Raw genomic sequence first — 24402 nt, 5'->3', positions numbered from 1 at the left:
AGTTTTCTCATGAAATTCAAAACATTTTCAAAATCAGCAGTTTTGTTGACAGCTAGTTTAGCAGTACTTGCAGCCTGTGGCTCAAAAAATACAGCTTCAAGTCCAGATTATAAGTTGGAAGGTGTAACATTCCCGCTTCGAGAAAAGAAAACATTGAAGTTTATGACAGCCAGTTCACCGTTAGCTCCTAAAGACCCAAATGAAAAGTTAATTTTGCAACGTTTGGAGAAGGAAACTGGCGTTCATATTGACTGGACCAACTACCAATCCGACTTTGCAGAAAAACGTAACTTGGATATTTCTAGTGGTGATCTACCAGATGCTATCCACAACGACGGAGCTTCAGATGTGGACTTGATGAACTGGGCTAAAAAAGGTGTTATTATTCCAGTTGAAGATTTGATTGATAAATACATGCCAAATCTTAAGAAAATTTTGAATGAAAAACCAGAATACAAGGCCTTGATGACAGCACCTGATGGGCACATTTACTCATTCCCATGGATTGAAGAACTTGGAGCTGGTAAAGAGTCAATCCACAGTGTCAACGATATGGCTTGGATTAACAAAGATTGGCTTAAGAAACTTGGTCTTGAAATGCCAAAAACTACTGATGATCTGATTAAAGTCCTAGAAGCTTTCAAAAACGGGGATCCAAATGGAAATGGAGAGGCTGATGAAATTCCATTTACATTTATTAGTGGTAACGGAAACGAAGATTTTAAATTCCTATTTGCTGCATTTGGTATAGGGGATAACGATGATCATTTAGTAGTTGGAAATGATGGCAAAGTTGACTTCACAGCAGATAACGACGACTATAAAGAAGGTGTGAAATTTATCCGTCAATTGCAAGAAAAAGGATTGATTGATAAGGAAGCTTTCGAACATGATTGGAATAGTTACATTGCTAAAGGTCATGATCAGAAATTTGGTGTTTACTTTACATGGGATAAGAGTAATGTTACTGGAAGTAACGAAAGTTATGATGTTTTACCAGTACTTGCTGGGCCAAGTGGTCAAAAACACGTAGCTCGTACAAACGGTATGGGATTTGCGCGTGACAAGATGGTTATTACCAGTGTAAACAAAAACCTAGAATTGACAGCTAAATGGATTGATGCACAATACGCTCCACTCCAATCTGTGCAAAATAACTGGGGAACTTACGGAGATGACAAGCAACAAAATATCTTTGAATTTGACCAAGCAACTAACAGCCTCAAACACTTACCACTAAACGGAACTGCACCAGCAGAACTTCGTCAAAAGACTGAAGTAGGAGGACCACTAGCTATTTTAGATTCATACTATGGTAAAGTGACAACTATGCCAGATGATGCCAAATGGCGTTTGGATCTTATCAAAGAATATTATGTTCCTTACATGAGCAATGACAATAACTATCCAAGAGTCTTTATGACACAGGAAGATCTGGATAAGATTGCCCACATCGAGGCAGATATGAATGACTATATCTACCGCAAGCGCGCTGAATGGATTGTAAATGGGAATATTGATGCTGAGTGGGATGATTACAAGAAAGAGCTTGAAAAATACGGACTTTCAGATTACCTCGCTATTAAACAAAAATACTACGACCAATACCAAGCAAACAAAAACTAGAGGTTGATTATGGGAGATAAGAAATACACAATAGAAAAAGCCAATCGTTTTATAGCAGAAAATAAACATCTCGTAAATACTCAGTATAAGCCTGAAGAACATTTTTCAGCTGAGATTGGTTGGATCAATGATCCAAATGGATTTGTCTATTTTCGTGGAGAATACCATCTCTTTTATCAATTCTATCCTTATGATAGTGTCTGGGGACCAATGCACTGGGGGCATGCTAAAAGTAAGGACTTGGTAACTTGGGAGCACTTGCCAGTGGCACTTGCTCCTGACCATGATTATGACCGCAATGGTTGTTTCTCAGGCTCTGCCATTGTCAAGGATGATCGCCTCTGGCTCATGTATACTGGTCATATTGAAGAAGAAACAGGTGTTCGTCAAGTGCAAAATATGGCATTTTCAGACGACGGGATTCACTTTGAAAAGATTGAACAAAATCCAGTTGCAACTGGAGCAGACTTGCCAGATGAGTTGATTGCTGCTGATTTCCGTGATCCAAAACTCTTTGAAAAAGATGGACGCTATTACTCCGTAGTAGCTGCCAAACATAAGGATAATGTGGGCTGTATCGTTCTACTAGGGTCCGATAACCTAGTAGAATGGCAGTTCGAATCCATCTTTTTAAAAGGGGGAGAACACCAAGGCTTTATGTGGGAATGCCCAGATTACTTTGAGTTAGATGGGAAGGATTGCCTTATTATGTCACCCATGCGTTATCAGCGTGAGGGAGACTCCTATCATAACATTAACTCATCGGTTTTGTTCACGGGTAAGGTAGATTGGGGAGAAAAACGTTTTATCCCAGAATCAGTTCAAGAAATTGATCATGGCCAAGACTTCTATGCGCCACAAACATTGTTGGACGATCAAAATCGTCGTGTCTTGATTGCTTGGATGCAGACATGGGGGCGTACCCTTCCAACCCATGATCAAGAACACAAGTGGGCATGTGCCATGACTTTACCTAGAATTCTAAGATTGGAAGATGGCAAACTAAGACAATTCCCTGTTAAAAAAGGCCAATATCAAATCCAAATAGATAAAGATTGTCATTACCGCTTAGGAAATGATACAGATTATCTTGAATTTGGTTATGACAGTAATGCGCAGCAAGTTTACATTGATCGTAGCCATCTTGTTCAAAAAATTCTAGGTGAAGAAGAACAGGATACTAGTCGACGGTATGTAGATATTGAAGCTAAAGAATTGGAAGTTGTTCTAGATAAAAATTCCATCGAGATTTTTGTCAATCAAGGTGAAGCAAGCTTGACGGCAACCTATTACTTAACAGTGCCAGCTGAGCTATTACGAATCGATTAAAAATTAAGTTATTTCTCCTAAAGAAAAATCTCTTTCTAGTAAAATGGAAAGAGAACTTTTTTCTAATTTATCTGAGAATGTTTCTGTTTAAACAACTCAATTTTATCATTACAGTAATTGATTAAATCTTGAGTTTTTTCAAAATTATATCCTTTTTCAGATACAGATTTCACTTTCTTCTCGTCAAAATAGTAGCCAGTTAAGCCCCTGACTTCTTCTGATAAGGTGAGGTAATAACCTGTTTCGATTCCCTCGTCTAGATTTTTGGAAAATGACTTCATCAAGCGTCCGAAGAGAGACTTTTTCGTCTTTTCATCACTGAAATCACTCCCTAAGTTAGTTGAAATTAAGCCAGGATGGTAAGAATTGATGGTGATGCTTGAACCTTTTAGAAAGAATTCTCTGGCTAGATAGCGTGTCATCCAAATAGTGTAGAGTTTGGAGTTATTATAGGCCAATCCGGGATTATAGTTGTTCACAAATCCAAAGTCCAAATCCTTGACTTTGGCAAAATGATGCATATAGGAAGAAGTATTAATGACACGGCCGTCAGCCGTTTTTTCTAACAAGGGACTTAACTCAGTTGTTAAAATATAGGGAACCAGAACAGATACCATAAAGGTCAACTCGACATTTTCAGCACTCGCTTTTCGTTCTTTTCCTGCATAAAGGCCTGCATTGTTAAATAAGACATCGATACTTTGAAAGTCTCGCTTGATTTCCTCCACAAATCGATAAACATCATCTAATTTTGAAAAATCTGCAAGGTAGCTAGAAACTCTGCCTCTCAAGGAAACTGCTCGAACCTCTTGAAGCGCCAGTTCAAGTTTTTGAGGGTTTCGACCATGGAGGATGATATGATGGCCTTCACTGGCCAATTTCTTTGCCAAATGTTTACCAATACCGTCAGTAGCACCTGTAATCAGAATGGTTTTGACCATATTAGTCCTCCAAGAAAGTCAGTAGTTCTTTTGAAAATTCGTCTGCATATTGAAAAATCGAACCGTGTCCAGCATTTGGATAGATAATCAGCTTACTATTTTCGATTTTCTCATGCATGTCATAAGAATTTTCCGTTGGAACCTGCATATCCTTATCCCCGTTGACGATTAAGGTTGGTTGGGTGATGAATTGAAGGTCGTCCTGCGAATCTTTCCCCCAACGTTTAATAGCTTTGAGTTGAGTTAGAAATCCTGATAGGTTCATGTCTTTATCCGCAAATTTCTTTGTTCTCATACCCATTCGTCCTAGGACTTTCAAAGCTTCAATTTTCCCTTGTTCATCATGATTATAGAAGATATAGCGTTTAGAATCGATGCGCTCGAGTCCCGCTTTAAACATATAGTTAAAGGTTTTCCCTGTGACCTTATCGACCTCTTTTCCACCTCGAGGTCCTGTTCCAGCCAAGATTAAACGATTGACTAGAGTAGGATTTATTCGGACGATTTCTTGGGCAATCATACCTCCCATAGAAAGGCCAAGAAGATTGATATTATCGTAATCAAGCGCTTTTACAAAGTCAATTGTCTGCTTAGCCATTCCAGGAATCGTCGAAGCAACTTTTCCTTGACTGGCTCCAACTCCAGGAAGATCGACTACAATGACATGGTGCTTTTCAGCAATCAAGTCTAAGAGTTTAGGATCCCAGTTATCGAGAGTTGCTGCCAAATGGACCAGCATTAGAAGAGGTAGTTTTGATTTGCCTTTACTAAGTTCGCGATAAGCGATTTTGTTCCCGTCGACTGTGATGTATTGATTTTTTGTAGTAAGATATGACATTGTGTTTTCCTTTTTATTTCTTAAAGCTGAGGACTGTTTTTCCACGTGAGTGACCATTAGCGACCTTGTCTAAGGCGCTATTTACCTCTTCAAATGGATAAATTGTATCGATAGAGGGTTTGATTTCTAATTTGCTAAAGAGGTCAGCTACCTCTTGTAATTGATCACCATTGCTTTTCACAAAGATAAAATGATAGTGGACACCATATTTTTCCGCCATTTTATCAAATTTGCGACCTGCTAAGCCAAGAATCATCTGTTTCCATTTTGGTAGATTCATGCGTTTGGCAAAGGCACCGTTTGGCATGGCACGAAGTGAAACAAGATGAGCACCTTTTTTCATGATAGACATTTGTTTTTCAGTTTCAGCTCCACCGAGAGTATCGAGGACATAATCAACCTGGCTAACAGTTTTTGTATAATCCTCTGTTTTGTAATCGATAAATCTATCTGCTCCTAGTTTCAACACACGCTCAGCGCTATCTCCAGAACCGTTGGTAATGACTTTCAATCCTTTGGCCTTGGCAATAGGAATGGCCATTCCACCGACACCTCCAGTACCACCAGAGATAAAGATCGTTTTCCCAGCTTGAGCGCCCATGAGGTCAAGAGCCTGCATAATGGTCAAGGCAGTAAGAGGAATAGCAGCGGCTTCCTCGTCTGATAGATAGTCTGGAACCTTGGCTAAGGCTTGACTATCGACAGCTAGGTATTCTGCAAAGGCACCGATATGATCAAGTGGCAGACGGCCAAAGACACGGTCTCCTAGCTGAAAGTTGTCAACTTGCTTGCCAATGCTTTCAACGATTCCAACCACTTCGTTACCTGCAGTTTGAGGAAGTTTGTAAGGAACAATCATCTTAACCTCACCACGAGAGATCATGTTATCGAGAGGATTAACACCGGCTGCGGTGACTTTCACCAAGACTTGTTTGTCTGTAATACTTGGTTTAGCGATTTCGGTGATGTTTAGTGTGATATTCTTTTTGTTATAAGTAGTATGTTGTGCGACTTTCATGTGTTTTCTCTTTTCTTTTTATTTTATATACCTGTATCTAATACAAGTACATTCTGTTTCCAGTAAAAACTGACTTGCTATCAAATCAGTTTCGGACTTGTTTGGCTTGTTTATATAGATTGTCAATGACATCTTCTAAAGTTTGATTTGCTAATTCCTTCTCTAATTGAGATTCGGCACTAGCGAAAAGCGGTGAGACTGCTCCTTGGATATGTTTTCCAACGGGACAATCGGGATTACTATTTTGATGAACAGGGAATAAACTAATGTGATTGATTTCTTGAGTAGCATAGTAGATCTCTAGTAAAGTCATTTTCTTTGGAGGCTTACTGAGCTGATAGCCCGTTTTTCCTTGCTGGGAATGAATCAAACCTGCATTTTTCAATAAGGCAATCACCTTTCGAATGTAACTAGCGTTAGTCCCAACACTAATAGCTAGTGCTTGAGAACTTAAGGTTTCCTTGCTTTCACTAATCATTGTTAAGATATGCAAAGCAACTGAGAATTTTGTATCCATCTGAACTCCTTTTTAATAAACATGTATCAGATACAAGAACAAGTATAACATAAATAAAAAGAAAAGCAAGACTTTTGTTTTAAATTTTAAAAAATTTTTTGAAGAGTGTCTTAAGATTAAAGATGTCTGGAAAGGGTGTTTACAAAATTATATCTTTAATATCCATTAGTAGAACAGATACACAAAAAAAGCCTTTACTCAAGGCTTTTCCTGTTGTATGTAGATGCCCCCTACAGGGATCGAACCTGTGACCCACGGATTAAGAGTCCGCTGCTCTGCCAGCTGAGCTAAGGAGGCAAATAAAAAAGCTGTATTGGTGCCGAAACTTCACGGTTTGTATTGAACCCGCGCAATTAAGCAGGTGGGCAACTCGCTCTAACTGAAGCTGTTTCCGTGTGAGACGGCCTACATGCTGTTAGAAGACTTTTGTTTCCCTAATAATACAAAAAATAGTCGGTCAACACTTAAGTGTGAAGTCGTACACCACAGCGTTTCTATGTTTATATGATACCACTTTTTCAAAAAAAATCAAGAGGAAAGTGCAATTTTTTGAAAAGGATTTCAGATTTTTCGCAAACGGTCGATAGCTTCCTTTCTTTGAGCCAAAGCCCGTTCATATTTACCAGTATCTTCTGCTTGGAAATAGTGATGATTGCGGATTTTTTCTGGCAGATAGTCTTGTTTAATCCAATTTCCAGGATAGTTGTGTGGATAGAGATAGTCTTGGGCATTCCCCAGTTCCTTGCTTCCGCTGTAGTGCCCATCACGCAGGTGTCGCGGAATAGGCAAGTGCCCTGATGTTTTGAGGTCAGCAAGTGCCTTATCCATAGCTACATAGGCTGAGTTGGATTTTGGAGAAAGGGCCAAATCAATCACGACATTGGCAATGAGAATGCGGGCTTCTGGGAAACCAATCCTTTGTGCAGCATCCAGAGCAGTGACGGTATGAATCTGGGCCTCAGGATTGGCTAAGCCGATATCTTCATAGGCGATAACAGTCAAGCGACGAGAGAGACTAGGCAAATCACCAGCCTCAATCAAGCGGGCAGCATAGTGGAGACTGGCATCCACATCGGAGCCACGGATAGACTTTTGCAGGGCTGAGAGAACATCATAGTGACTATCTCCATCCTTATCCATAGTGATGTAGCTTCGCTGTAGGCTATTTTCCATGATGTCGAGGGTGATATGGCGGATGCCCTCGTCATTTTCAGGGGTAGAGAGAACAGCCAAGTCCAGCGAGTTAAAGGCAGAACGCAGGTCTCCGTTTGTAGAGGTTGCGATGAAATCCAGCGCATCCTCATCTAGTTCTACTGGAAAATCAAAACCACGTTCAGGGTTATTTAGAGCTATCTGAAGAGCCTCTTTGACGTCTTGGTTAGACAGAGGTTCCAACTCAAAAATTTGAACACGGCTACGAATGGCAGGAGTGACAGAAAAGAAAGGATTTTCAGTCGTAGCGCCAATCATGATGACCAGTCCACTTTCCAAGAGAGGCAAGAGGAAGTCTTGTTTGGTCTTATCAAGTCGATGGATTTCGTCTAGTAATAGGACGAGGCCACCTGAAAATTTAGCCTCTTCCGCGATTTCTTGGAGTCTTTTTTTACTATCTACTGTCGCATTGAAAGTTCGAAAGGCATACTTAGTAGTCCCAGCGATGGCAGAGGCTATACTGGTCTTGCCGATTCCCGGAGGTCCATAGAGAATCATGGAGGACAGGCGGTTGGCTTCCACCATACGGCGGATGATTTTTCCTTGTCCGACCAGATGTTCCTGACCGATGACTTGGTCGATGGTTTTAGGGCGCATACGAAGCGCGAGATTGTCTGGCATAGCAGTCCTTTCTAACGTGGATTTTCTGATGTATATGTGGTAAGATGGTAGTATCTATTTTAGCATATTTCCGAGCAATCGGGGCGATTAAGAGTCGCATAGAAAGAGGACAAAATGGCAACATACGGATTTTTAGATGTTTTAGAGGAAGAGTTGGAGAAGAATTTTCCCTTTGACTTTGAGATTAGTTGGGACAAGCGCAACTACGCGGTAGAAGTGAGTTTTCTATTGGAAGCGCAAAATGCTGCAGGTGTGGAGATGGTGGATGAAGATGGAGAGGTTTCATCGGATGATATTCTCTTTGAAGAAGCAGTGCTTTTTTACAATCCTGCCAAATCAACAGTCAATGAGGAAGACTATTTGACTGTCATCCCTTACTTGCCTAAAAAAGGATTTTCTCGTGAATTTTTAGCTTATTTTGCGCTATTCCTTAAAGATACTGCCGAGGTTGGACTAGATGCCCTTATGGACTTTTTGGAAGACCCAGAAGCAGAAGAATTTGTCATGGAATGGAACCAAGAAGTCTTTGAAGAAGGAAAAGTTGGCTTGGAAGAAGGAGAATTTTATCCTTATCCGAGATACTAGGAGTTGGATGGAGATTTTATGAAGAAAATTGGGATTTATTTGGTTTATGTGCTAGCTGTTGTCTTTATTATGCTGGCTTGTGCTTGTGGAACAATCGCATTTGCAGAGTTGGGGTATTCCACAGTTTTAGTCTTTACTTTTGGTTATGCCTTCGCTCTTCTAAGTATATATTTAATCTTTATTCTTCATGAGCTGGGACATGCTTTTTGTGGCTACTTGACAGGCTATCGGCTGGTGGCTTTTGGGTTAGGACATTTTATTTTGACCAAAAAGTCAGGCAGGTTTCATCTTAGTAGAACAGCCATTCTGAAAAATGTTGGTGCTCAATACATTGGTTTAAAAGAGGATGAAAGTGATCAAAGAATCATCCTGATGCTTTCAGGAGGCTTGATGGTTCATCTCAGCTTGATATTATTGGCGATAGTGTTTGGGTTTTTGACAAGAAGCTGGTATTTTGCAGGGACTTGGATTTTTCTTAATTTGTCTTTCTTCCTAAATAACATTTTGCCAGTCGGCATCACCGATGGCGCAAAAATTTGGGAATTGCTACAACACCCTGCAAATACGAAATACGCCTACTTGATGTTGAGGCATTCTGCCCAGACCTTGCTAGCTCCTCAAGAATATGATTTAAAAGACTTTATCATGCCTGTTGATGAGGAGGCGAGAGGGAGTTTTGCAGAAAGTGTTCAGACTCTTCAGGGCTTGGTATTCATATTGGATGATAATATAGAGCTTGCAAAGCAACAGTTGCAGTCTGTGCTAGAGAAAACAGATAATCCAATGTCTAAAACTATTTCTCAATTATACCTTCTTCAAATTGCTCTGATGGAAGGAGATAATAAGAAAGCGGAAGAATATGCAAGTATTCGAGGAGTCAAATCCTTTTTATCTCTAAAAACAGCAGATATGCAGGTCATTCAAGCTTGGTATCAATTTAAGGTAAAGAAAGATGTAGTTCAAACTCACAAGGCTATGAAGATTGCTAGACAGAAAATGAATAGCAGTCGGATGTTACGGGATGAGAAAAGCTATTATCAAAACTGGTTAGCTGAGCTGGAAAAGGAATTAACCGAAGGAGTCTAATATGGAAATAGAAATTTCTGATTTCACAGGCTGTAAGATTGCTTTGTTTTGCGGAGATAAGCTTCTGACTATCTTACGAGATGATAGGGCAAACATTCCCTGGGCTAATATATGGGAACTACCCGGTGGTGGACGAGAGGGGGATGAAAGTCCTTTTGAGTGCGTGGCGCGTGAAGTTTATGAAGAACTGGGAATTCATCTGACTGAGGATTGTCTGCTTTGGAGTAAGGTTTATCCAAGTATGCTTTTTGCGGATAAACAATCTGTATTTCTAGTCGGTCTGTTGACACAGGCCCAGTTTGACAGTATCGTATTTGGAGATGAAGGGCAGGGCTATCAGCTGATGACTACTGAGGAATTTCTTAATTCCAGTCAAGTTGTGCCTCAGTTGCAGAATAGGGTGAGGGATTATTTGGAAGAAGTTCGATAAATGGCAAAGCTTAGCAAAAATATTAATATGTTTCTCATGGATGGTGAAGTAACTGGAAAAATCAAATGTACTTTGTCAAATTGGACGGGAGTGATTTACAAAATACCTCGTATTCAATTGGGAGATTTAAAGTCGCGTGATGAAATGAAACAAAGTGGTATTTATTTCTTATTTGGTCGAGATGAAGATAAACAGAAAGATGTGACCTATATTGGTCAGGCGACAACTCGAAAAAATGGTGAAGGGGTATTGTTGCGAATTCAAGAGCATACCCGCGATACTCATGCAGATTATTTTAATGATGTCATCATTCTAACAACTCAAAATAATTCTTTTGGTCCAACAGAAATTAGCTATTTGGAAAATAAATTTACTCAACTTGCTAAAGAAGCTGGTCGCTATATTGTGAAAAATGGTAATGATCCAAATCCTGATAATGTGACTGAGGAAAAGGAATCTGAACTGGATGAAATTGTTGAAAATACGCTAATGATTATTGGAACTCTAGGTTATCGTGTTTTTGTTCCAATGACAAAGGAAGTTAGTCAAGATTTGACTGATAATCATTCAACTTATCTTTATTTAAAGCGTAAAACTAAGAAATCTAACAAAGTAATAGAAGCAACTTGTGAACGGACAACTGAAGGTTTTGTTGTTTTAGAAGGAAGTCAAGTAGAAATAAAGGATTCTCCATACCTTCCAGCAAGTTTAAAAGAAATGCGTCAGAATTTAATAGCTTCTCGGGTCATTCAAGATGGAGTGTTAAAAGAAAAACAACTTTTTTCTAGCCCTTCTTATGCAGCGGCTTTTTTGCTGGGTATGCAAACGAACGGTCGAACTGATTGGAAAGATCAGGATGGAAGAACTTTAAAAGAATTAGAAGAATTAATAGATTGATAAGGAAAAATTTATGGAAACATGGCAAGAGTTAAAAGTTACAGTTAAGCGTGAGGGAGAGGAATTGGTTTCCAATCTCTTGATTGAGCTGGGGGCGCAAGGAGTTGCGATTGAAGACAGCATGGACTATGTGGGGAATGTGGATCGTTTTGGCGAGATTTTCCCAGAGGTTGAGCAGCAAGAAGAAATCGTAGTGACAGCCTACTATCCTGATACAGTTGATGTGGCAGTGGTTGAGACAGACTTGCAGGCTCGCCTAGCAGAATTAACAGATTTTATGGATTTGGGTGAGATCAAGATGGGGACGACTGCCTTGGCTGAGGAAGACTGGGCAGACAACTGGAAGAAATATTATGAACCAGCTCGTATTACTTATGATTTGACCATTGTGCCGTCTTGGACAGACTATGAGGCGACTGCTGGAGAAAAGATTATCAAGCTGGATCCTGGTATGGCCTTTGGAACAGGAACCCACCCAACTACCAAGATGAGCCTTTTTGCTTTGGAACAGGTTCTTCGTGGTGGGGAAACAGTGCTAGATGTGGGGACTGGATCAGGCGTCCTCTCTATTGCTAGCTCGCTACTTGGTGCTAAGGAAATTTTCGCCTATGACCTAGATGATGTGGCAGTTCGTGTTGCTCAGGAAAATATTGAACTCAACCCTGGTATGGAAAACATCCATGTAGCAGCAGGAGACTTGCTTAAGGGAGTTGAGATTGAGGCAGATGTGATTGTAGCTAATATCTTGGCGGATATCCTCATTCATCTGACGGATGATGCTTATCGTTTGATCAAGGATGAAGGCTACCTCATCATGAGTGGGATTATCAAGGACAAGTGGGACATGGTGCGCGAGTCGGCTGAGTCAGCTGGATTTTTCCTCGAAACTCACATGGTTCAAGGGGAATGGAATGCCTGTGTCTTTAAGAAAACCAAGGATATTTCCGGTGTGATTGGAGGCTAGCATGCAGCAGTATTTTGTCAGGGGCAGTGCGATCTCTCCTGTCACCATCGAGGACAAGGAAACCGGCAAGCATATGTTTCAGGTTATGCGCTTGAAAGAAGATGATGAGGTGACCTTAGTCTTTGATGATGGTATCAAGCATTTGGCGCGTGTGCTGGATGTGGAAGCTTGTCAGTTTGAATTGGTAGAAGAACTAGCTGACAATGTGGAACTGCCCGTTCAAGTGACCATTGCATCTGGATTTCCCAAGGGGGACAAGCTAGAGTTTATCACTCAAAAAGTAACCGAGCTCGGAGCCAGCAAAATCTGGGCCTTTCCTGCAGATTGGTCCGTTGCTAAGTGGGATGGCAAGAAATTGGGTAAAAAGGTTGAAAAACTAGAAAAAATCGCCCTTGGAGCAGCAGAACAAAGCAAGCGTAATATGGTTCCAAGTATTCAGCTTTTTGAGAAGAAAGCAGATTTTCTAGCCCAACTTGACCAGTTTGACCGCGTCGTAGTGGCTTATGAAGAGTCGGCTAAAGAAGGAGAAGCCGCTGCGCTCTTACAAGCGGTCTCTGGTCTTGAAAAAGGAGCCAAATTGCTCTTTATCTTTGGTCCAGAAGGTGGTCTGTCACCTACAGAAATTGAGAGTTTTGAAGCTAAGGGAGCAGTCTTGGCAGGACTTGGTCCTCGCATTCTAAGAGCAGAAACAGCACCGCTTTACGCCTTATCAGCCCTTAGTGTTTTATTAGAATTAGAGAAATAAGAGGAAGAAAATGGAACAAAAACACCGTTCAGAATTTCCAGAGAAGGAACTCTGGGACTTAACAGCCCTATACCAAGACCGCGAGGATTTCTTGCGTGCAATCGAGAAAGCTCGTGAAGACATCAACCAATTTAGCCGTGACTATAAGGGGAATCTTCATACTTTTGAGGATTTTGAAAAGGCCTTTGCGGAATTGGAGCAAATCTACATTCAGATGAGCCATATTGGCAACTATGGATTTATGCCTCAGACGACAGATTATAGCAATGACGAATTTGCCAACATTGCTCAAGCTGGGATGGAATTTGAAACAGATGCCAGCGTAGCCTTGACCTTTTTTGACGATGCCTTGGTGGAAGCTGATGAGGAAGTCTTGGACCGTTTGGGTAAATTGCCACATTTAACGGCTGCCATTCGTCAGGCCAAAATCAAAAAAGCCCACTATCTAGGAGCTGATGTGGAGAAGGCCTTGACCAATCTGGGTGAAGTTTTCTATAGTCCACAGGACATTTATACTAAGATGCGAGCTGGGGATTTCGAAATGGCTGACTTTGAAGCCCATGGCAAGACCTACAAAAATAGCTTTGTTACCTATGAGAACTTCTACCAAAACCATGAGAACGCTGAGGTTCGTGAGAAATCCTTTCGTTCCTTTTCAGAAGGACTGCGTAAGCACCAAAATACGGCTGCAGCAGCCTATTTAGCCCAAGTCAAGTCTGAAAAACTCTTGGCAGATATGAAGGGATACGACTCTGTCTTTGATTATCTTCTGGCTGAGCAAGAAGTGGACCGTGCCATGTTTGACCGTCAGATTGACCTCATCATGAAGGATTTTGCACCCGTTGCTCAGAGATACCTCAAGCATGTTGCCAAGGTAAATGGTCTTGAAAAGATGACCTTTGCAGACTGGAAATTGGACTTGGACAGCGTCCTGAATCCTCAAGTGACTATTGACGATGCCTATGATTTGGTCATGAAGTCGGTAGAACCTTTGGGGCAAGAATATTGTCAGGAAGTTGCTCGTTATCAAGAAGAGCGCTGGGTGGACTTTGCTGCCAATAGTGGCAAGGATTCTGGTGGCTATGCAGCGGACCCATATCGCGTTCATCCATATGTCCTCATGAGCTGGACAGGCCGTTTGAGCGATGTCTATACCTTGATTCATGAAATCGGGCATTCTGGTCAATTCATCTTTTCAGATAATCATCAAAGCTACTTTAATGCCCACATGTCGACCTACTATGTTGAAGCGCCGTCAACCTTCAATGAATTGCTCCTCAGTGACTACTTGGAGCACCAGTCTGACGACTCTCGTCAAAAACGTTTTGCCCTTGCTCACCGCTTGACAGACACCTACTTCCATAATTTTATTACCCACCTCTTGGAAGCAGCCTTCCAGCGTAAGGTGTATACATTGATTGAAGAAGGGAAGACCTTTGGAGCAAGTAAGCTCAACAGCATTATGAAGGAAGTTTTGACGGATTTCTGGGGAGATGCCATTGAAATCGACGATGATGCAGCTTTGATTTGGATGCGCCAAGCTCATTATTACATGGGCTTGTATAGTTACACTTACTCAGCAGGACTAGTCATCTCGACTGCAGGTTACCTCCATCTTAAAAACTCAGAAACTGGAGCTGAGGACTGGCTCAATCTCCTCAAATCAGGTGGTAGCAAGACACCGCTTGAGTCAGCCATGATTATCGGAGCCGATATTTCAACAGACAAACCACTCCGTGATACCATTCAATTCTTGTCAGACACGGTTGACCAGATTATCGCCTACAGTGCCCAGTTGGGAGAGTAAAGGAATTTAGGATAACGATATGAACAGAATTAAAAAATGGCTGGAGCAGGATTCACAAAGAATACGTTTTATCAAAATTGGTCTAGTTTTATTGGGAATCATTTTATTGATTGCTTTGCCTACTCTCTATCTAGTTTTGAGTGGAGTTGGTATTTGGTATTTTGTAAAGAAAGCACCAGATATTCGAAAAAGAAATTTAATGATAGGGCTTTTCATTGTTAGTTTTGTTGCAGTTGTTCTTCAAACCCCAACAGTCACAAAGAAAACTTCATCTTCTCAGTCAGAAACTAAGCAGACTATGACATCTACTGCTTCTACATCTTCAACGGCGGATACTTCATCTAGCATAGAGGAGGCGAAACGAATTGAAGATGAGAAAAAAGCTAAAGAAAAAGCAGAAGAAGAGAGAATTGCCAAAGAAAAGGCCGCAAATGAGTTGCAAGAAAAAGGTGAAGACTTAGTCAAACAATTGGAAGAAAGTCAAGATCCGAGTCAAGTGAAGTCTGCCAAAGAAACAGTTAATCAGATTGAAAATAACGATAAAAAGGCAGAATTGCTCGACAGGATAGGTGCAGTTGAGTCATTAATTTCTCAAAAAGAAGAAGAGAAAAGAAATGCACGTGAAGCTGAAACTAAAGCCCAACAGCAAGATAGAATTGTCTATGTTGCAAACCATGGAAAATCAAAAGTTTATTGGTATAGTAAGGATAGAATGCCTTCAAAAACTATTAAATCTAATGTTGTCGAGATGACAGAGGCCGATGCAATTGCTGCAGGAAAAACTCTATCTAAAAAAGAATAAGATAGAAAGTTATCTTGGGCTGGCCTTTTGAACAGTTGCTAGAAATGTAGAGGTATTGACCATGTATCAAGAGTTACTTAGAAAAATAGCAGAAGAAAAACTAAGTTATCATGATGAAGAAATCCAATGGTTGCTTGATCACTTGGGAGATTCTTCTCCAGAAATTCGTGATGACCTTGTTTTTACAAGCTTTGCTAGAGGGATTCAGGAAGAACTATTTACACAGGAACAATTTCACTTCATTGCTGATGTGGTCTCAGCTGATGGAGGACTAGACAAAGAGATTGATAAGGTAGGCTTGTCAACCCTTGAACGTTCTTTTAGGGCGCTTATTTATGCAAATCTCTTGTCTGCAGATGCCAACCAGCAATCGATTTTCTATCAGAGATTAAAATCAGAAATTCGTAATGTCCTTTTAAATCAAGGTTTGTATTATCTTTCAAAAGAAAAGGATACAACAGGTTTTTCAAGTCAGTATGGTTGGGTTCACACTTTTGCACATGGAGCCGATTTACTGACAGAGGTGGTTTGTCATCCAGACTTTCCTAAAAACAGAGTTCATGAAGTATTTGACATACTTGGTCCATTATTTAAAAGAATTCCCATTCGTTTTACAGATGATGAAGATTGGCGTTTAGCAAGAGTGATCTATGAACCTATTTTACAAGGGAAGTTGGAGCAAGAGAAAGTAGCTTCTTGGATAAAAACTGTTGATTTTCCGATAGAAGAAAGGGAGGATTTTTACAAATTTTCCAACTTCAGATCCTGTCTGTTGGAAGTCTATGTCCAACTTGACCAGAGAAATAGTTTACAAGATGACTTGAAAGAAGCTATCCAGTCTTTTCAATGCTAGGGATAAGCTAATAGTACTTATTGAAAGAGTTTCTATTGTATCCTCCTAACTAATAATGAAAACTAACAAAAGAGGTTGAATCATTTTCCAACCTCTTTTTGTGTATCTTAATGGAATTGCATACCACCATCAACGATAATGGTTTGTCCTGTAATGTAGTTTGAATCTGGTCCTGCAAGGAAGCTGACGGCAGCAGCCACATCTTCTGGTTCAGATAGACGTTTTAGAGTAATATCTTTTGCAAATGTCTGCATACCCCATTCGTCATCTTTTCCTGCATTTTTACCAACTTCATGAGCGATGTCGTACATCATTGGTGTTTTCACAATACCTGGTGCGTAGGCGTTAACAGTGATGCCTGAGTCTGCTAAATCACGTGCTAATGTTTGCGTAATTCCGCGAACAGCAAATTTGGTTCCACCATAAACAGTTAGATTTGGATTACCGACTACACCAGCTTGAGAGGTTGCGTTGATAATTTTACCTCCGTGGCCAAGTGCTTTAAATTGTGCTTGTGCAGCTTGTGAACCCCAAATGACACCACCAACGTTGATACCGAAAGTGCGTGTAAATTGTTCCTCAGTAATTGTATCAAGAGGAGTAGTGGGAGCAACACCAGCGTTATTTACGACAACATTCAAATCGCCAAAATGGTCAACAACCTTTTGAAATGCTTGTGCAACTTCTGCCTGTTTCGAAACATCGGCCACGACAGCAAAGGCATTTTCAGCTGATAATTCGGCAACAGCTTTTTCAGCTGTTTCGGGATTGTAGTCTAAGACTCCTACCTTAAAGCCATCTTGAACCAATCGTTTTGCGATTGCAAAACCGATTCCTTGACCTGCACCTGTGACAATAGCAACTTTAGACATATGATTCCTCCTTGGTATCCACGATACCATTTAAACGTTCATAAAAGAACAGCAAAGTTGTAAAAATTAGTTCAAATTAGGGACTGAATAACTAATTAGAACTATATTGACATTATATAACTTTAGAAAAAATGTTTCAAATAAATGCTACCGTTTTTATAGAATTCTATCCTGAAAATTTCCAATCAATTTTCTTGAAACCTTTTCCCTCTTTTGATAGACTAGTATCTAGTTTTTGAAAAAAGGAGAAAGAGAATGAAAAAATTTGTCGCTGAGTTAATCGGTACGTTCATGCTTGTGTTCGTTGGGACAGGGGCTGTTGTTTTTGGAAATGGTCTTGATGGCCTTGGTCACCTTGGAATCGCCTTTGCCTTTGGTTTGGCAATCGTGGTGGCAGCCTACTCAATCGGAACTGTTTCAGGTGCTCACTTGAACCCGGCTGTTTCGATTGCTATGTTTGTTAACAAACGTTTGTCATCAAAAGACCTTGTCAACTACATCCTTGGTCAGGTTGTTGGAGCTTTTATTGCTTCTGGCGCTGTCTTCTTCCTCTTGGCTAACTCAGGTATGTCAACTGCTAGTCTTGGTGAAAATGCCTTGGCAAACGGTGTCACTGTCTTTGGTGGGTTCTTGTTTGAAGTCATTGCAACCTTCTTGTTTGTTTTGGTTATCATGACTGTTACTTCAGAAAGCAAGGGAAATGGCGCGATTGCTGGTTTGGTAATTGGTTTGTCCTTGATGGCGATGATTCTTGTGGGGTTGAACATTACTGGACTTTCAGTAAACCCAGCTCGTAGCTTGGCACCAGCTGTCTTGGTAGGTGGTGCAGCCCTTCAACAAGTATGGATTTTCATCCTTGCACCAATCGCTGGTGGAGTTCTTGCAGCCCTCGTTGCAAAAAACTTCCTTGGAACAGAAGAATAATTGAAAAACAAAAAGCCTTGCTCCTCATCTAGAGGAACAGGGCTTTTTCGTATGATACTCTTCGAAAATCTCTTCAAACCACGTCAGCTTCCATCTGCAACCTCAAAACCATGTTTNNCAACCTCAAAGCAGTGATTTGAGCAACTTGCGGCTAGCTTCCTAGTTTGATTTTTGATTTTCATTGAGTATGAGTTTAACGATTGTCAATTTTCTCTGGATAAAGGTCGTGTTGGAAGAGGCGTTGTTCTGCCAAGCCTTCATACTTAGTTCCTAGCTTACCGTAGTTGTAGTAGGGGTCTATTGAAATGCCGCCGCGTGGAGTGAATTTTCCCCAAACCTCCAAATAGCGAGGGTCTAGCAAGTTGACCAAGTCTTTCCCGATGGTGTTGATACAGTTTTCGTGGAAATCTCCGTGGTTTCGGTAGCTAAAGAGGTAGAGTTTGAGGGATTTTGACTCGACACAGAGCTTATCAGGGATGTAGGAAATATAAATAGTTGCAAAGTCTGGCTGAGCGGTAATAGGGCAAAGTGAGGTAAATTCAGGACAGTTGAATTTAATAAAATAGTCATTCTCCACATGACGATTGTCAAAAGATTCGAGGACATCTGGTTGATAGTCAAAGATATAGTTGGTTTCTTTGTTGCCCAGTAGGCTTAGGTTTTTCATTTCTTCTTGTTGTGACATGATTTTTTCTTTCTAATCTTAAACACCACGTTGATTATCGTAGAGGAGGGTATGCAGTTGAGGAAGGACGCGGACATTGCCCCAGCTGTCGTCAGCAGCGATGCGTTCCCAGAGTTCTTTGAGGCGGTCCAGTTGGTCTTGGATAATATTGCCTGTGGCCTTGGGCTCAGGATTTCCAGCCGATAAAAAGAGAACATCTGGTTGGTAGCGTTCTTGTATGCCTCTGGCAAAGGCCAAATCTGCATCGTCAAAGACAGGAATTTTAAAGGTGACCTTGGCTGGATCCAGTTGGGAAACGATAAAGTCCAAGGTCTCAAAGTTGACTTCCATCTTGGATGAAGGAGGTTTGGGACTCAGGGTGACTTGGTCAATATCTTTTAACCAATTTTGCCAGCGAGAGCCTTGAGTCTCGACAGCAAGGGTGACACCGCGTTCCTTGAGCTTGGTGACGAGTTCAGCCATGTTGGCTGCTAGGATAGCAGGATTTCCCCCAGATAGGGTTACATAGTCGTAGCTCCCCAATTTATCCAACTCAGCAATGACCTCGTCAGCTGTCATACGAGTCGGTTTTTCAGAGCCATCCCATGTAAAGGCAGAATCGCACCAGTCGCAGTGGTAGTCGCAACCAGCAGTGCGGACAAACATGGTTTTCTGCCCGATAGCACGACCTTCACCTTGAAAAGTTGGGCCAAAAATTTCCAGAACTGGTAGTTTGAGGACACGTTCCCTAGTCATCTAACCACTCCCGTCTAAACTCCGCAAAGGCAGTCGGAGTCTCATAGAGGCGAACGTATTCCAAACGGAGACCGCGCTCGTCTGGCAACTCTTGACTCATGGTTTGGAAAATCCAGTAAACCATATTTTCAGCAGTCGTGTTCATATAGGGAAGAGTTTCATTGAGATAGCGATGGTCCAGGTGGGGCTCTAAGTAGTTCTTGTAGATCGCTTTGATGTCTCCGAAATCGTAGGTCATGCCACGTTCATCTAAAAATCCACTGACAGCAATCTGCAAATGATAGGTGTGGCCGTGCAGGGACTTACATTTTCCCTCATAGTGAAAGAGGTGGTGGGCAGCATCGAAGGTAAACTCTTTTGATACCAAGGTTCTGTGAGGATTGTAGACCAGAGACTCCCCAGTTTCCTGTTTGATTTCTTTGGGTGCAAAAAACATTAGTCCTTTCCTTTCTGTGAGAGATAAACATCTAGACCATGTTGACGTAGGTGGCAGGCTGGGCAATCTCCACAGCCACTCCCTATAATTCCGTTGTAGCAGGTTAAGGTCTTTTCACGAACATAGTCAAAGGCACCGAGTTTGTCAGCTAATTCCCAAGTTTCAGCCTTGTCCAGCCACATGAGAGGTGTTTGGATAACAAAGTCGTAATCCATGGCAAGGTTGAGGGTGACATTGAGGGATTTGACAAAGGCATCCCGACAGTCAGGGTAGCCTGAGAAGTCTGTCTCGCAGACACCTGTCACGATGTCTTTAATGCCCCGTTGCTTGGCAAGAACTGCCGCAAAAGATAGAAAGAGGTGGTTGCGACCGTCAACAAAGGTATTGGGAACCTCTCCCTCTTTTTGCTCAATTTCCAGATCAGAAGTCAAGGCATTTTCAGTGATTTGTCCCAGCAGAGACATATCTAGGATATGATGACGGATCCCCTGTTCCTTAGCGATTTCTTGGGCAACTTGAATTTCGAAATGGTGACGTTGACCGTAGGCAAAGGTAACGGTTTCGACCGTTTCATAGTGTTCTTTAGCCCAAAAGAGGCAGGTTGTAGAATCTTGACCGCCACTAAAGACGACCAAGGCTGATTGACGTTTCATAGTACTCCTTCCAAAATGGGAAATGTTCAGAGCACGCAAAAAGCTCCCATGAGGGAGCTAAAAAATACCAAGTCAAGGTTTTTTTTAGCGATGGCGTGTCCCAAACATCGTAATATTCTATCTACAGTCTAGCATATTTTTTGAAAAATGGCAAAGGGCAAGAAAAAAGAGACCAAAGAAAGTACTTGGTCTCTAGTGCGATTAGCTCAATTCAGCAACGATGGCCTTGATTTGGTCTGCTGTGTGAACACCAGCAACTTGTTTGACAACTTGGCCGTCTTTTTTGAAGAGAAGAGTTGGGATAGACATGATTCCAAAAGCACGAGCTGTGTTTGGATTTTCATCAACGTCCATTTTAACGATTTTCAAAACATCTTCTGAAAGTTCTTCAGACAATTTGTCCAAGATTGGCCCTTGCATACGACATGGACCACACCAAGTTGCCCAGAAGTCTACCAAGACCAAACCGTCTTTTGTTTCTTGTTCGAATGTTGCATCTGTAATTGCTTTTGCCATTGTATTTCTCCTTTTTTTAGTTATATTGGCTTAAATCTTGTTTCTTGAGATAGAAGAAGATATCTCCATAAGTCCCATGGTAGTCCAAATCATGACCGTTATAGGTTAATTTTTGGACAGGGTAGTAGTCTGCGACGCCGATAAGGCAAGCTTGTTGCGAACGATCAAAGTCTTCATAAGACTCGAAAGTCACAGTTCTTTCGTTCTTGCTGGCATCTAAATAGGTGATTTCAATCATGTTTAAAACTCCTTTGTTTGATGATGACTTTATTTTACTCCTTGTAAAAGAGAATGTCAAGAAAAATGATTGCGCACGCAACTTTTTCTAAAATCATCTTAAATCAAGAAATCCAAACCAGTTTCCAAGCTTGCTTCGACAGCCTTTTGTAGAGAGGTCAGTGTCTTTTGCCCATCACTTGTCAGGCAGATAAAACTAGAGCGTCGATCTTGATGGCAACACATGCGACTGAGTAGACCGCAATTTTTGGCTTCCAAGCGAGCCACCATCCGAGAAACAGCGCTTGGGCTCAGATGAAGCTTATCTGGCAGGTCAATCTGGCGTAGAGATTTTTCTTGAGCCAAGTCCAGATAGTAGAGCAGGTAGAACTCTTTCAAGGTCAGGCTTTGCTCGCTCTGCTGGGCAATTGTCTCTTCCAAGAGAGTTTCAATTTCTTTCTGACGACGATTGAAGTCAAACCATTTTTCCAAATAGGTCATAGTATATCCTTTCTTTTTAGAGTTGTAAATAGAAGAAAGTCCATTCACGGACAGTCTCTGCATCACAAGATGATTGTGCATGCAATAATTATACTACTTTTCAAAAGAGCTAGCAAGTTCTGTTTTTTAGTGGTTTTCTTTTTTACTGTCCATATTTTTGGTAAAAATCAACTTTTACTTGGATGAAGGTTTTGGCTTCACGTAGGAGTTGAAGAAGGGTGGCACGGGTTTCAAATTCGTCTCTTGTCTTGGGCAGACTGCGGTTCCGGAAGACTTCCAGATAGCGTTCAATTTCATCTAGCAAATCAGAAGCAGGATTGGTCTGGCTTAGTTGACTAGCAATTTTTGAAAAGAGTTGGGCCAAAATCAGGCTTTCACTGGCAGCTAGGTGACAGGTGTTGATTTGGTGGGCCATATTTCGCAGGATACGACTTTGTCGCTGTCTCATCTCAAAGTAGTGGATATGGTAGTCGGTTTGGTGAAAGAGGTGGTCAGAGTGATCCAAATAGACCAGTCTGAGGGCTTCTTCTAAAAGTGTGTCTAATTCCTCTACCAACTGTGCTCGGTTGCGTCCATCCCCTCTGGATAAATAATATTTGAAACGCTGGAGGATATCTTTTAACTTTTCTTCCACCAGCGTGTGGTAGTGATGAATTTCCTCTTCTCGTGAAGGCATGTAGAGATTGACCAGTAAGGCAAATCCTGTACCGATTGCAAAGAGAAGGAGTTCATTGACTAGAAGGTCTGGAGAGGTTGATTTTTGCACCAAGAGATGGCTAACCAAAACGCTACTTGGTGTGATGCCAATTTCCCAGCCCATCTTGTAGGCTAGAGGCACATAGAAGGCAAGATAGAGGCCAAGGCTCCAGATATGAAATCCGCTCAAGTGAAAAGCTAGAACACCGATAGCCAGAGCTAGGAGCATGGAAAAGAGTCGATTGCGAGCCAGTTTTAAAGTACTTCTACGCGTATCAGATAGGCTCAAGAGAGCGATAATTCCGGCCGAAACTGCTGAGGAAAGATTGAGAAAATAAGCAAGCAGGCAGGCAAGGCAGGTAGCTAAGATGAGCTTGGTCGTACGTTGGCTAATAGACATAAGAATTTCCTGATAATACTCAATGAAAATCAAAGAGCAAACTAGGAAGCTAGCCGTAGGCAGTACTTGAGTACGGCAAGGCGAAGCTGACGTGGTTTGAATTTGATTTTCGAAGAGTATAAGTTAGAATAAAAGAGCAAAAGACAAAACCTGAGCAGGCTTGCCTTTATGAGTTATTTTTTACGGGCTGCTGCGTATTCGGCAACGGCGGTAAAGAGAACATCTGTAGAAGAGTTAAGGGCTGTTTCACATGAGTCTTGGATGACCCCAATCACAAATCCAACCCCAACAACTTGCATGGCAATATCGTTAGAAATACCGAAAAGGCTACAAGCAACTGGGATAAGAAGGAGGGAACCTCCAGCAATACCAGAAGCACCACAGGCTGAGATAGCTGCTACCACACTGAGGACAAAGGCTGTGGCAAAGTCAACAGGAATTCCAAGAGTATTAACTGCAGCAAGGGTCAAAACGTTAATGGTAATCGCTGCCCCTGCCATGTTGATAGTAGAACCAAGTGGGATAGAAACAGAATAGGTATCTGGGTTGAGTCCAAGGTCATGGCAGAGTTTCATATTGACAGGAATGTTAGCCGCAGAACTACGAGTGAAAAAGGCTGTCACACCGCTGACACGGAGGCAGTTCCAAACTAGAGGGTAAGGATTGCGTCTCATAAAGAAGAAGGCAATCAAAGGGTTGACCACAAGGGCGACAAAAAGCATAGTCGTTACTAATAGAACCAATAAAATACCGTAGTTGGCAAGGCTTCCGATTCCCTTGTCAGAAATGGTTTTAAAAACAAGACCAAGGATTCCAAATGGAGCCAGATTGATGATCCATTCGACAATTTTAGAAGTCACGTCAGCGATAGTTTTTAGTAATTCTTTACTATTTTTGCTGGCCTCTCTCATAGCAATTCCAAAAATGACTGCCCAAGATAGTATACCGATGTAGTTGGCAGTAAGCAGGGCGTTGACTGGGTTGTCAACCAGTTTGAGCAAGAGGTTGCTGAGGACCTGCCCAATCCCATCTGGTGGTGCAATTTCAGTATTGGCACTATTTAGGGTAATTTCAATAGGGACGATGAAACTAGCTACAACAGCTACAAGAGCAGCAGCAAAAGTTCCTAGGATATACAAGAAAACAACAGTTTTCATATTGCTATCTTGCCCCTTTTGATGTTGGGAAAGGGCATTGGCAACGAGGGCAAAGACTAGGATAGGAGCAACAGCTTTTAGACCTCCGACGAATAAATCCCCGAGTAGACCAATTCCTGAGAGATTAGGAAGGGTCAGTCCTAGGATTCCCCCACAAAGCATACCAATCAAGATACGCTTGACAAGGCTTGCCTTGTTCCAAGCATGAATGATTCTTTTCATAATAATCTCCTTTTTGTGTAGTGATTATGATTATAGTATAAATAATAGACAAAATCAAGAATTTTCTGTCTATTTTTTGAATATTTATGGAGAATGAGACTGATGAAAATATGGTATA

Annotated in this window: 27 protein-coding genes and 1 tRNA gene; 12 read left to right on the top strand and 16 right to left on the bottom strand. The window is 41.4% G+C overall.

Annotation, left to right across the window (positions count from 1 at the left end; translation table 11 throughout):
• Positions 1-9 precede the first annotated feature (9 nt).
• Both HT697_RS02590 and HT697_RS02585 read left to right on the top strand, forming a co-directional pair.
• A complete protein-coding gene (locus HT697_RS02590; RefSeq protein ID WP_173253178.1) occupies positions 10-1626 on the top strand; it encodes an ABC transporter substrate-binding protein in 1617 nt (538 codons plus the stop codon).
• A gap of 9 nt (positions 1627-1635) precedes the next feature.
• On the top strand, positions 1636-2955 hold the full coding sequence (locus tag HT697_RS02585) for a glycoside hydrolase family 32 protein (protein ID WP_173219595.1): 1320 nt from the start codon (positions 1636-1638) through the stop codon (positions 2953-2955).
• Positions 2956-3017: 62 nt separating this feature from the next.
• Here HT697_RS02585 and HT697_RS02580 read toward each other — a convergent pair whose 3' ends face one another.
• The 6 genes from HT697_RS02580 to HT697_RS02555 form a co-directional block, all read right to left on the bottom strand.
• Positions 3018-3896 (bottom strand): SDR family NAD(P)-dependent oxidoreductase, encoded by an 879-nt coding sequence (locus HT697_RS02580; protein WP_173262025.1) that lies wholly within the window; start codon positions 3894-3896, stop codon positions 3018-3020.
• 1 nt (position 3897) lies between these two features.
• Entirely contained in the window at positions 3898-4734 is an 837-nt protein-coding gene (locus HT697_RS02575) for an alpha/beta hydrolase (RefSeq protein ID WP_173219592.1), read from the bottom strand.
• 13 nt (positions 4735-4747) lie between these two features.
• Entirely contained in the window at positions 4748-5752 is a 1005-nt protein-coding gene (locus HT697_RS02570; protein WP_173219589.1) for an NADP-dependent oxidoreductase, read from the bottom strand.
• 85 nt (positions 5753-5837) lie between these two features.
• Complete coding sequence (locus HT697_RS02565; RefSeq protein ID WP_173219586.1) at positions 5838-6269, bottom strand: Rrf2 family transcriptional regulator; 432 nt, start codon at positions 6267-6269, stop codon at positions 5838-5840.
• 224 nt (positions 6270-6493) lie between these two features.
• Positions 6494-6566, bottom strand: a tRNA-Lys gene (locus HT697_RS02560).
• Positions 6567-6830: 264 nt separating this feature from the next.
• Positions 6831-8102 carry a replication-associated recombination protein A gene (locus HT697_RS02555; protein ID WP_173253177.1) on the bottom strand — a complete coding sequence of 424 codons (1272 nt, stop codon included), beginning with the start codon at positions 8100-8102 and terminating at the stop codon, positions 6831-6833.
• Positions 8103-8216: 114 nt separating this feature from the next.
• Between HT697_RS02555 and HT697_RS02550 the strand changes: the two genes are divergently transcribed.
• The 9 genes from HT697_RS02550 (at position 8217) to HT697_RS02510 (ending at position 16271) form a co-directional block, all read left to right on the top strand.
• Complete coding sequence (locus HT697_RS02550; protein WP_173253176.1) at positions 8217-8687, top strand: DUF3013 family protein; 471 nt, start codon at positions 8217-8219, stop codon at positions 8685-8687.
• An 18-nt stretch (positions 8688-8705) separates the two neighbouring features.
• The gene (locus tag HT697_RS02545; RefSeq protein WP_173219577.1) at positions 8706-9773 is read left to right on the top strand and encodes a M50 family metallopeptidase; all 1068 of its coding nucleotides are present in this window, start codon (positions 8706-8708) and stop codon (positions 9771-9773) included.
• A 1-nt stretch (position 9774) separates the two neighbouring features.
• The gene (locus tag HT697_RS02540) at positions 9775-10203 is read left to right on the top strand and encodes an NUDIX hydrolase (RefSeq protein ID WP_173219574.1); all 429 of its coding nucleotides are present in this window, start codon (positions 9775-9777) and stop codon (positions 10201-10203) included.
• Complete coding sequence (locus tag HT697_RS02535; protein ID WP_173219571.1) at positions 10204-11100, top strand: GIY-YIG nuclease family protein; 897 nt, start codon at positions 10204-10206, stop codon at positions 11098-11100.
• 13 nt (positions 11101-11113) lie between these two features.
• Positions 11114-12064, top strand: coding sequence for a 50S ribosomal protein L11 methyltransferase (gene prmA, locus HT697_RS02530; RefSeq protein ID WP_173219568.1), 951 nt, complete (start codon positions 11114-11116; stop codon positions 12062-12064).
• Between the two features lies 1 nt (position 12065).
• A complete protein-coding gene (locus HT697_RS02525) occupies positions 12066-12809 on the top strand; it encodes a 16S rRNA (uracil(1498)-N(3))-methyltransferase (RefSeq protein WP_173219565.1) in 744 nt (247 codons plus the stop codon).
• A gap of 10 nt (positions 12810-12819) precedes the next feature.
• The gene (gene pepF, locus HT697_RS02520; RefSeq protein WP_173219562.1) at positions 12820-14616 is read left to right on the top strand and encodes an oligoendopeptidase F; all 1797 of its coding nucleotides are present in this window, start codon (positions 12820-12822) and stop codon (positions 14614-14616) included.
• 19 nt (positions 14617-14635) lie between these two features.
• Positions 14636-15418, top strand: coding sequence for a deoxyribonuclease (locus HT697_RS02515; RefSeq protein WP_173219559.1), 783 nt, complete (start codon positions 14636-14638; stop codon positions 15416-15418).
• Positions 15419-15479: 61 nt separating this feature from the next.
• Complete coding sequence (locus HT697_RS02510; protein WP_173219705.1) at positions 15480-16271, top strand: DUF2785 domain-containing protein; 792 nt, start codon at positions 15480-15482, stop codon at positions 16269-16271.
• Between the two features lie 107 nt (positions 16272-16378).
• On the opposite strand, the gene HT697_RS02505 is transcribed toward HT697_RS02510, so the two are convergent.
• A complete protein-coding gene (locus HT697_RS02505; protein ID WP_000048147.1) occupies positions 16379-17143 on the bottom strand; it encodes a (S)-acetoin forming diacetyl reductase in 765 nt (254 codons plus the stop codon).
• Positions 17144-17398: 255 nt separating this feature from the next.
• Here HT697_RS02505 and HT697_RS02500 point away from each other — a divergent pair, with 255 nt between their 5' ends.
• The gene (locus HT697_RS02500) at positions 17399-18067 is read left to right on the top strand and encodes an MIP/aquaporin family protein (protein WP_173219557.1); all 669 of its coding nucleotides are present in this window, start codon (positions 17399-17401) and stop codon (positions 18065-18067) included.
• A gap of 193 nt (positions 18068-18260) precedes the next feature.
• On the opposite strand, the gene queF is transcribed toward HT697_RS02500, so the two are convergent.
• The 9 genes from queF to sstT all read right to left on the bottom strand — a co-directional run bounded on the left by queF (position 18261) and on the right by sstT (position 24284).
• Positions 18261-18752: a preQ(1) synthase gene (gene queF, locus HT697_RS02495; RefSeq protein ID WP_173219554.1), complete on the bottom strand. Its 492-nt coding sequence runs from the start codon at positions 18750-18752 to the stop codon at positions 18261-18263.
• A gap of 18 nt (positions 18753-18770) precedes the next feature.
• On the bottom strand, positions 18771-19487 hold the full coding sequence (gene queE / locus HT697_RS02490; protein ID WP_173219551.1) for a 7-carboxy-7-deazaguanine synthase QueE: 717 nt from the start codon (positions 19485-19487) through the stop codon (positions 18771-18773).
• On the bottom strand, positions 19480-19923 hold the full coding sequence (queD, locus tag HT697_RS02485; protein WP_000464575.1) for a 6-carboxytetrahydropterin synthase QueD: 444 nt from the start codon (positions 19921-19923) through the stop codon (positions 19480-19482). The genes queE and queD overlap by 8 nt, the downstream gene beginning before the upstream one ends.
• The gene (gene queC, locus HT697_RS02480) at positions 19923-20576 is read right to left on the bottom strand and encodes a 7-cyano-7-deazaguanine synthase QueC (RefSeq protein WP_173219548.1); all 654 of its coding nucleotides are present in this window, start codon (positions 20574-20576) and stop codon (positions 19923-19925) included. Before queC ends, queD begins: the two co-directional genes overlap by 1 nt.
• A gap of 201 nt (positions 20577-20777) precedes the next feature.
• Positions 20778-21092 (bottom strand): thioredoxin, encoded by a 315-nt coding sequence (gene trxA / locus HT697_RS02475; RefSeq protein ID WP_001029579.1) that lies wholly within the window; start codon positions 21090-21092, stop codon positions 20778-20780.
• Positions 21093-21108: 16 nt separating this feature from the next.
• Complete coding sequence (locus tag HT697_RS02470) at positions 21109-21330, bottom strand: DUF4649 family protein (RefSeq protein ID WP_000570255.1); 222 nt, start codon at positions 21328-21330, stop codon at positions 21109-21111.
• 98 nt (positions 21331-21428) lie between these two features.
• Complete coding sequence (locus HT697_RS02465) at positions 21429-21809, bottom strand: MarR family transcriptional regulator (RefSeq protein WP_173262022.1); 381 nt, start codon at positions 21807-21809, stop codon at positions 21429-21431.
• Positions 21810-21951: 142 nt separating this feature from the next.
• On the bottom strand, positions 21952-22905 hold the full coding sequence (locus tag HT697_RS02460; protein ID WP_173262019.1) for an aromatic acid exporter family protein: 954 nt from the start codon (positions 22903-22905) through the stop codon (positions 21952-21954).
• A gap of 173 nt (positions 22906-23078) precedes the next feature.
• On the bottom strand, positions 23079-24284 hold the full coding sequence (sstT, locus tag HT697_RS02455) for a serine/threonine transporter SstT (protein WP_173262016.1): 1206 nt from the start codon (positions 24282-24284) through the stop codon (positions 23079-23081).
• Positions 24285-24402 lie beyond the last annotated feature (118 nt).

The organism is Streptococcus sp. 1621 (assembly GCF_013276615.1).
Classification (GTDB): Bacteria; Bacillota; Bacilli; order Lactobacillales; family Streptococcaceae; genus Streptococcus.
This window is presented reverse-complemented; position numbering and strand designations above follow the sequence as displayed.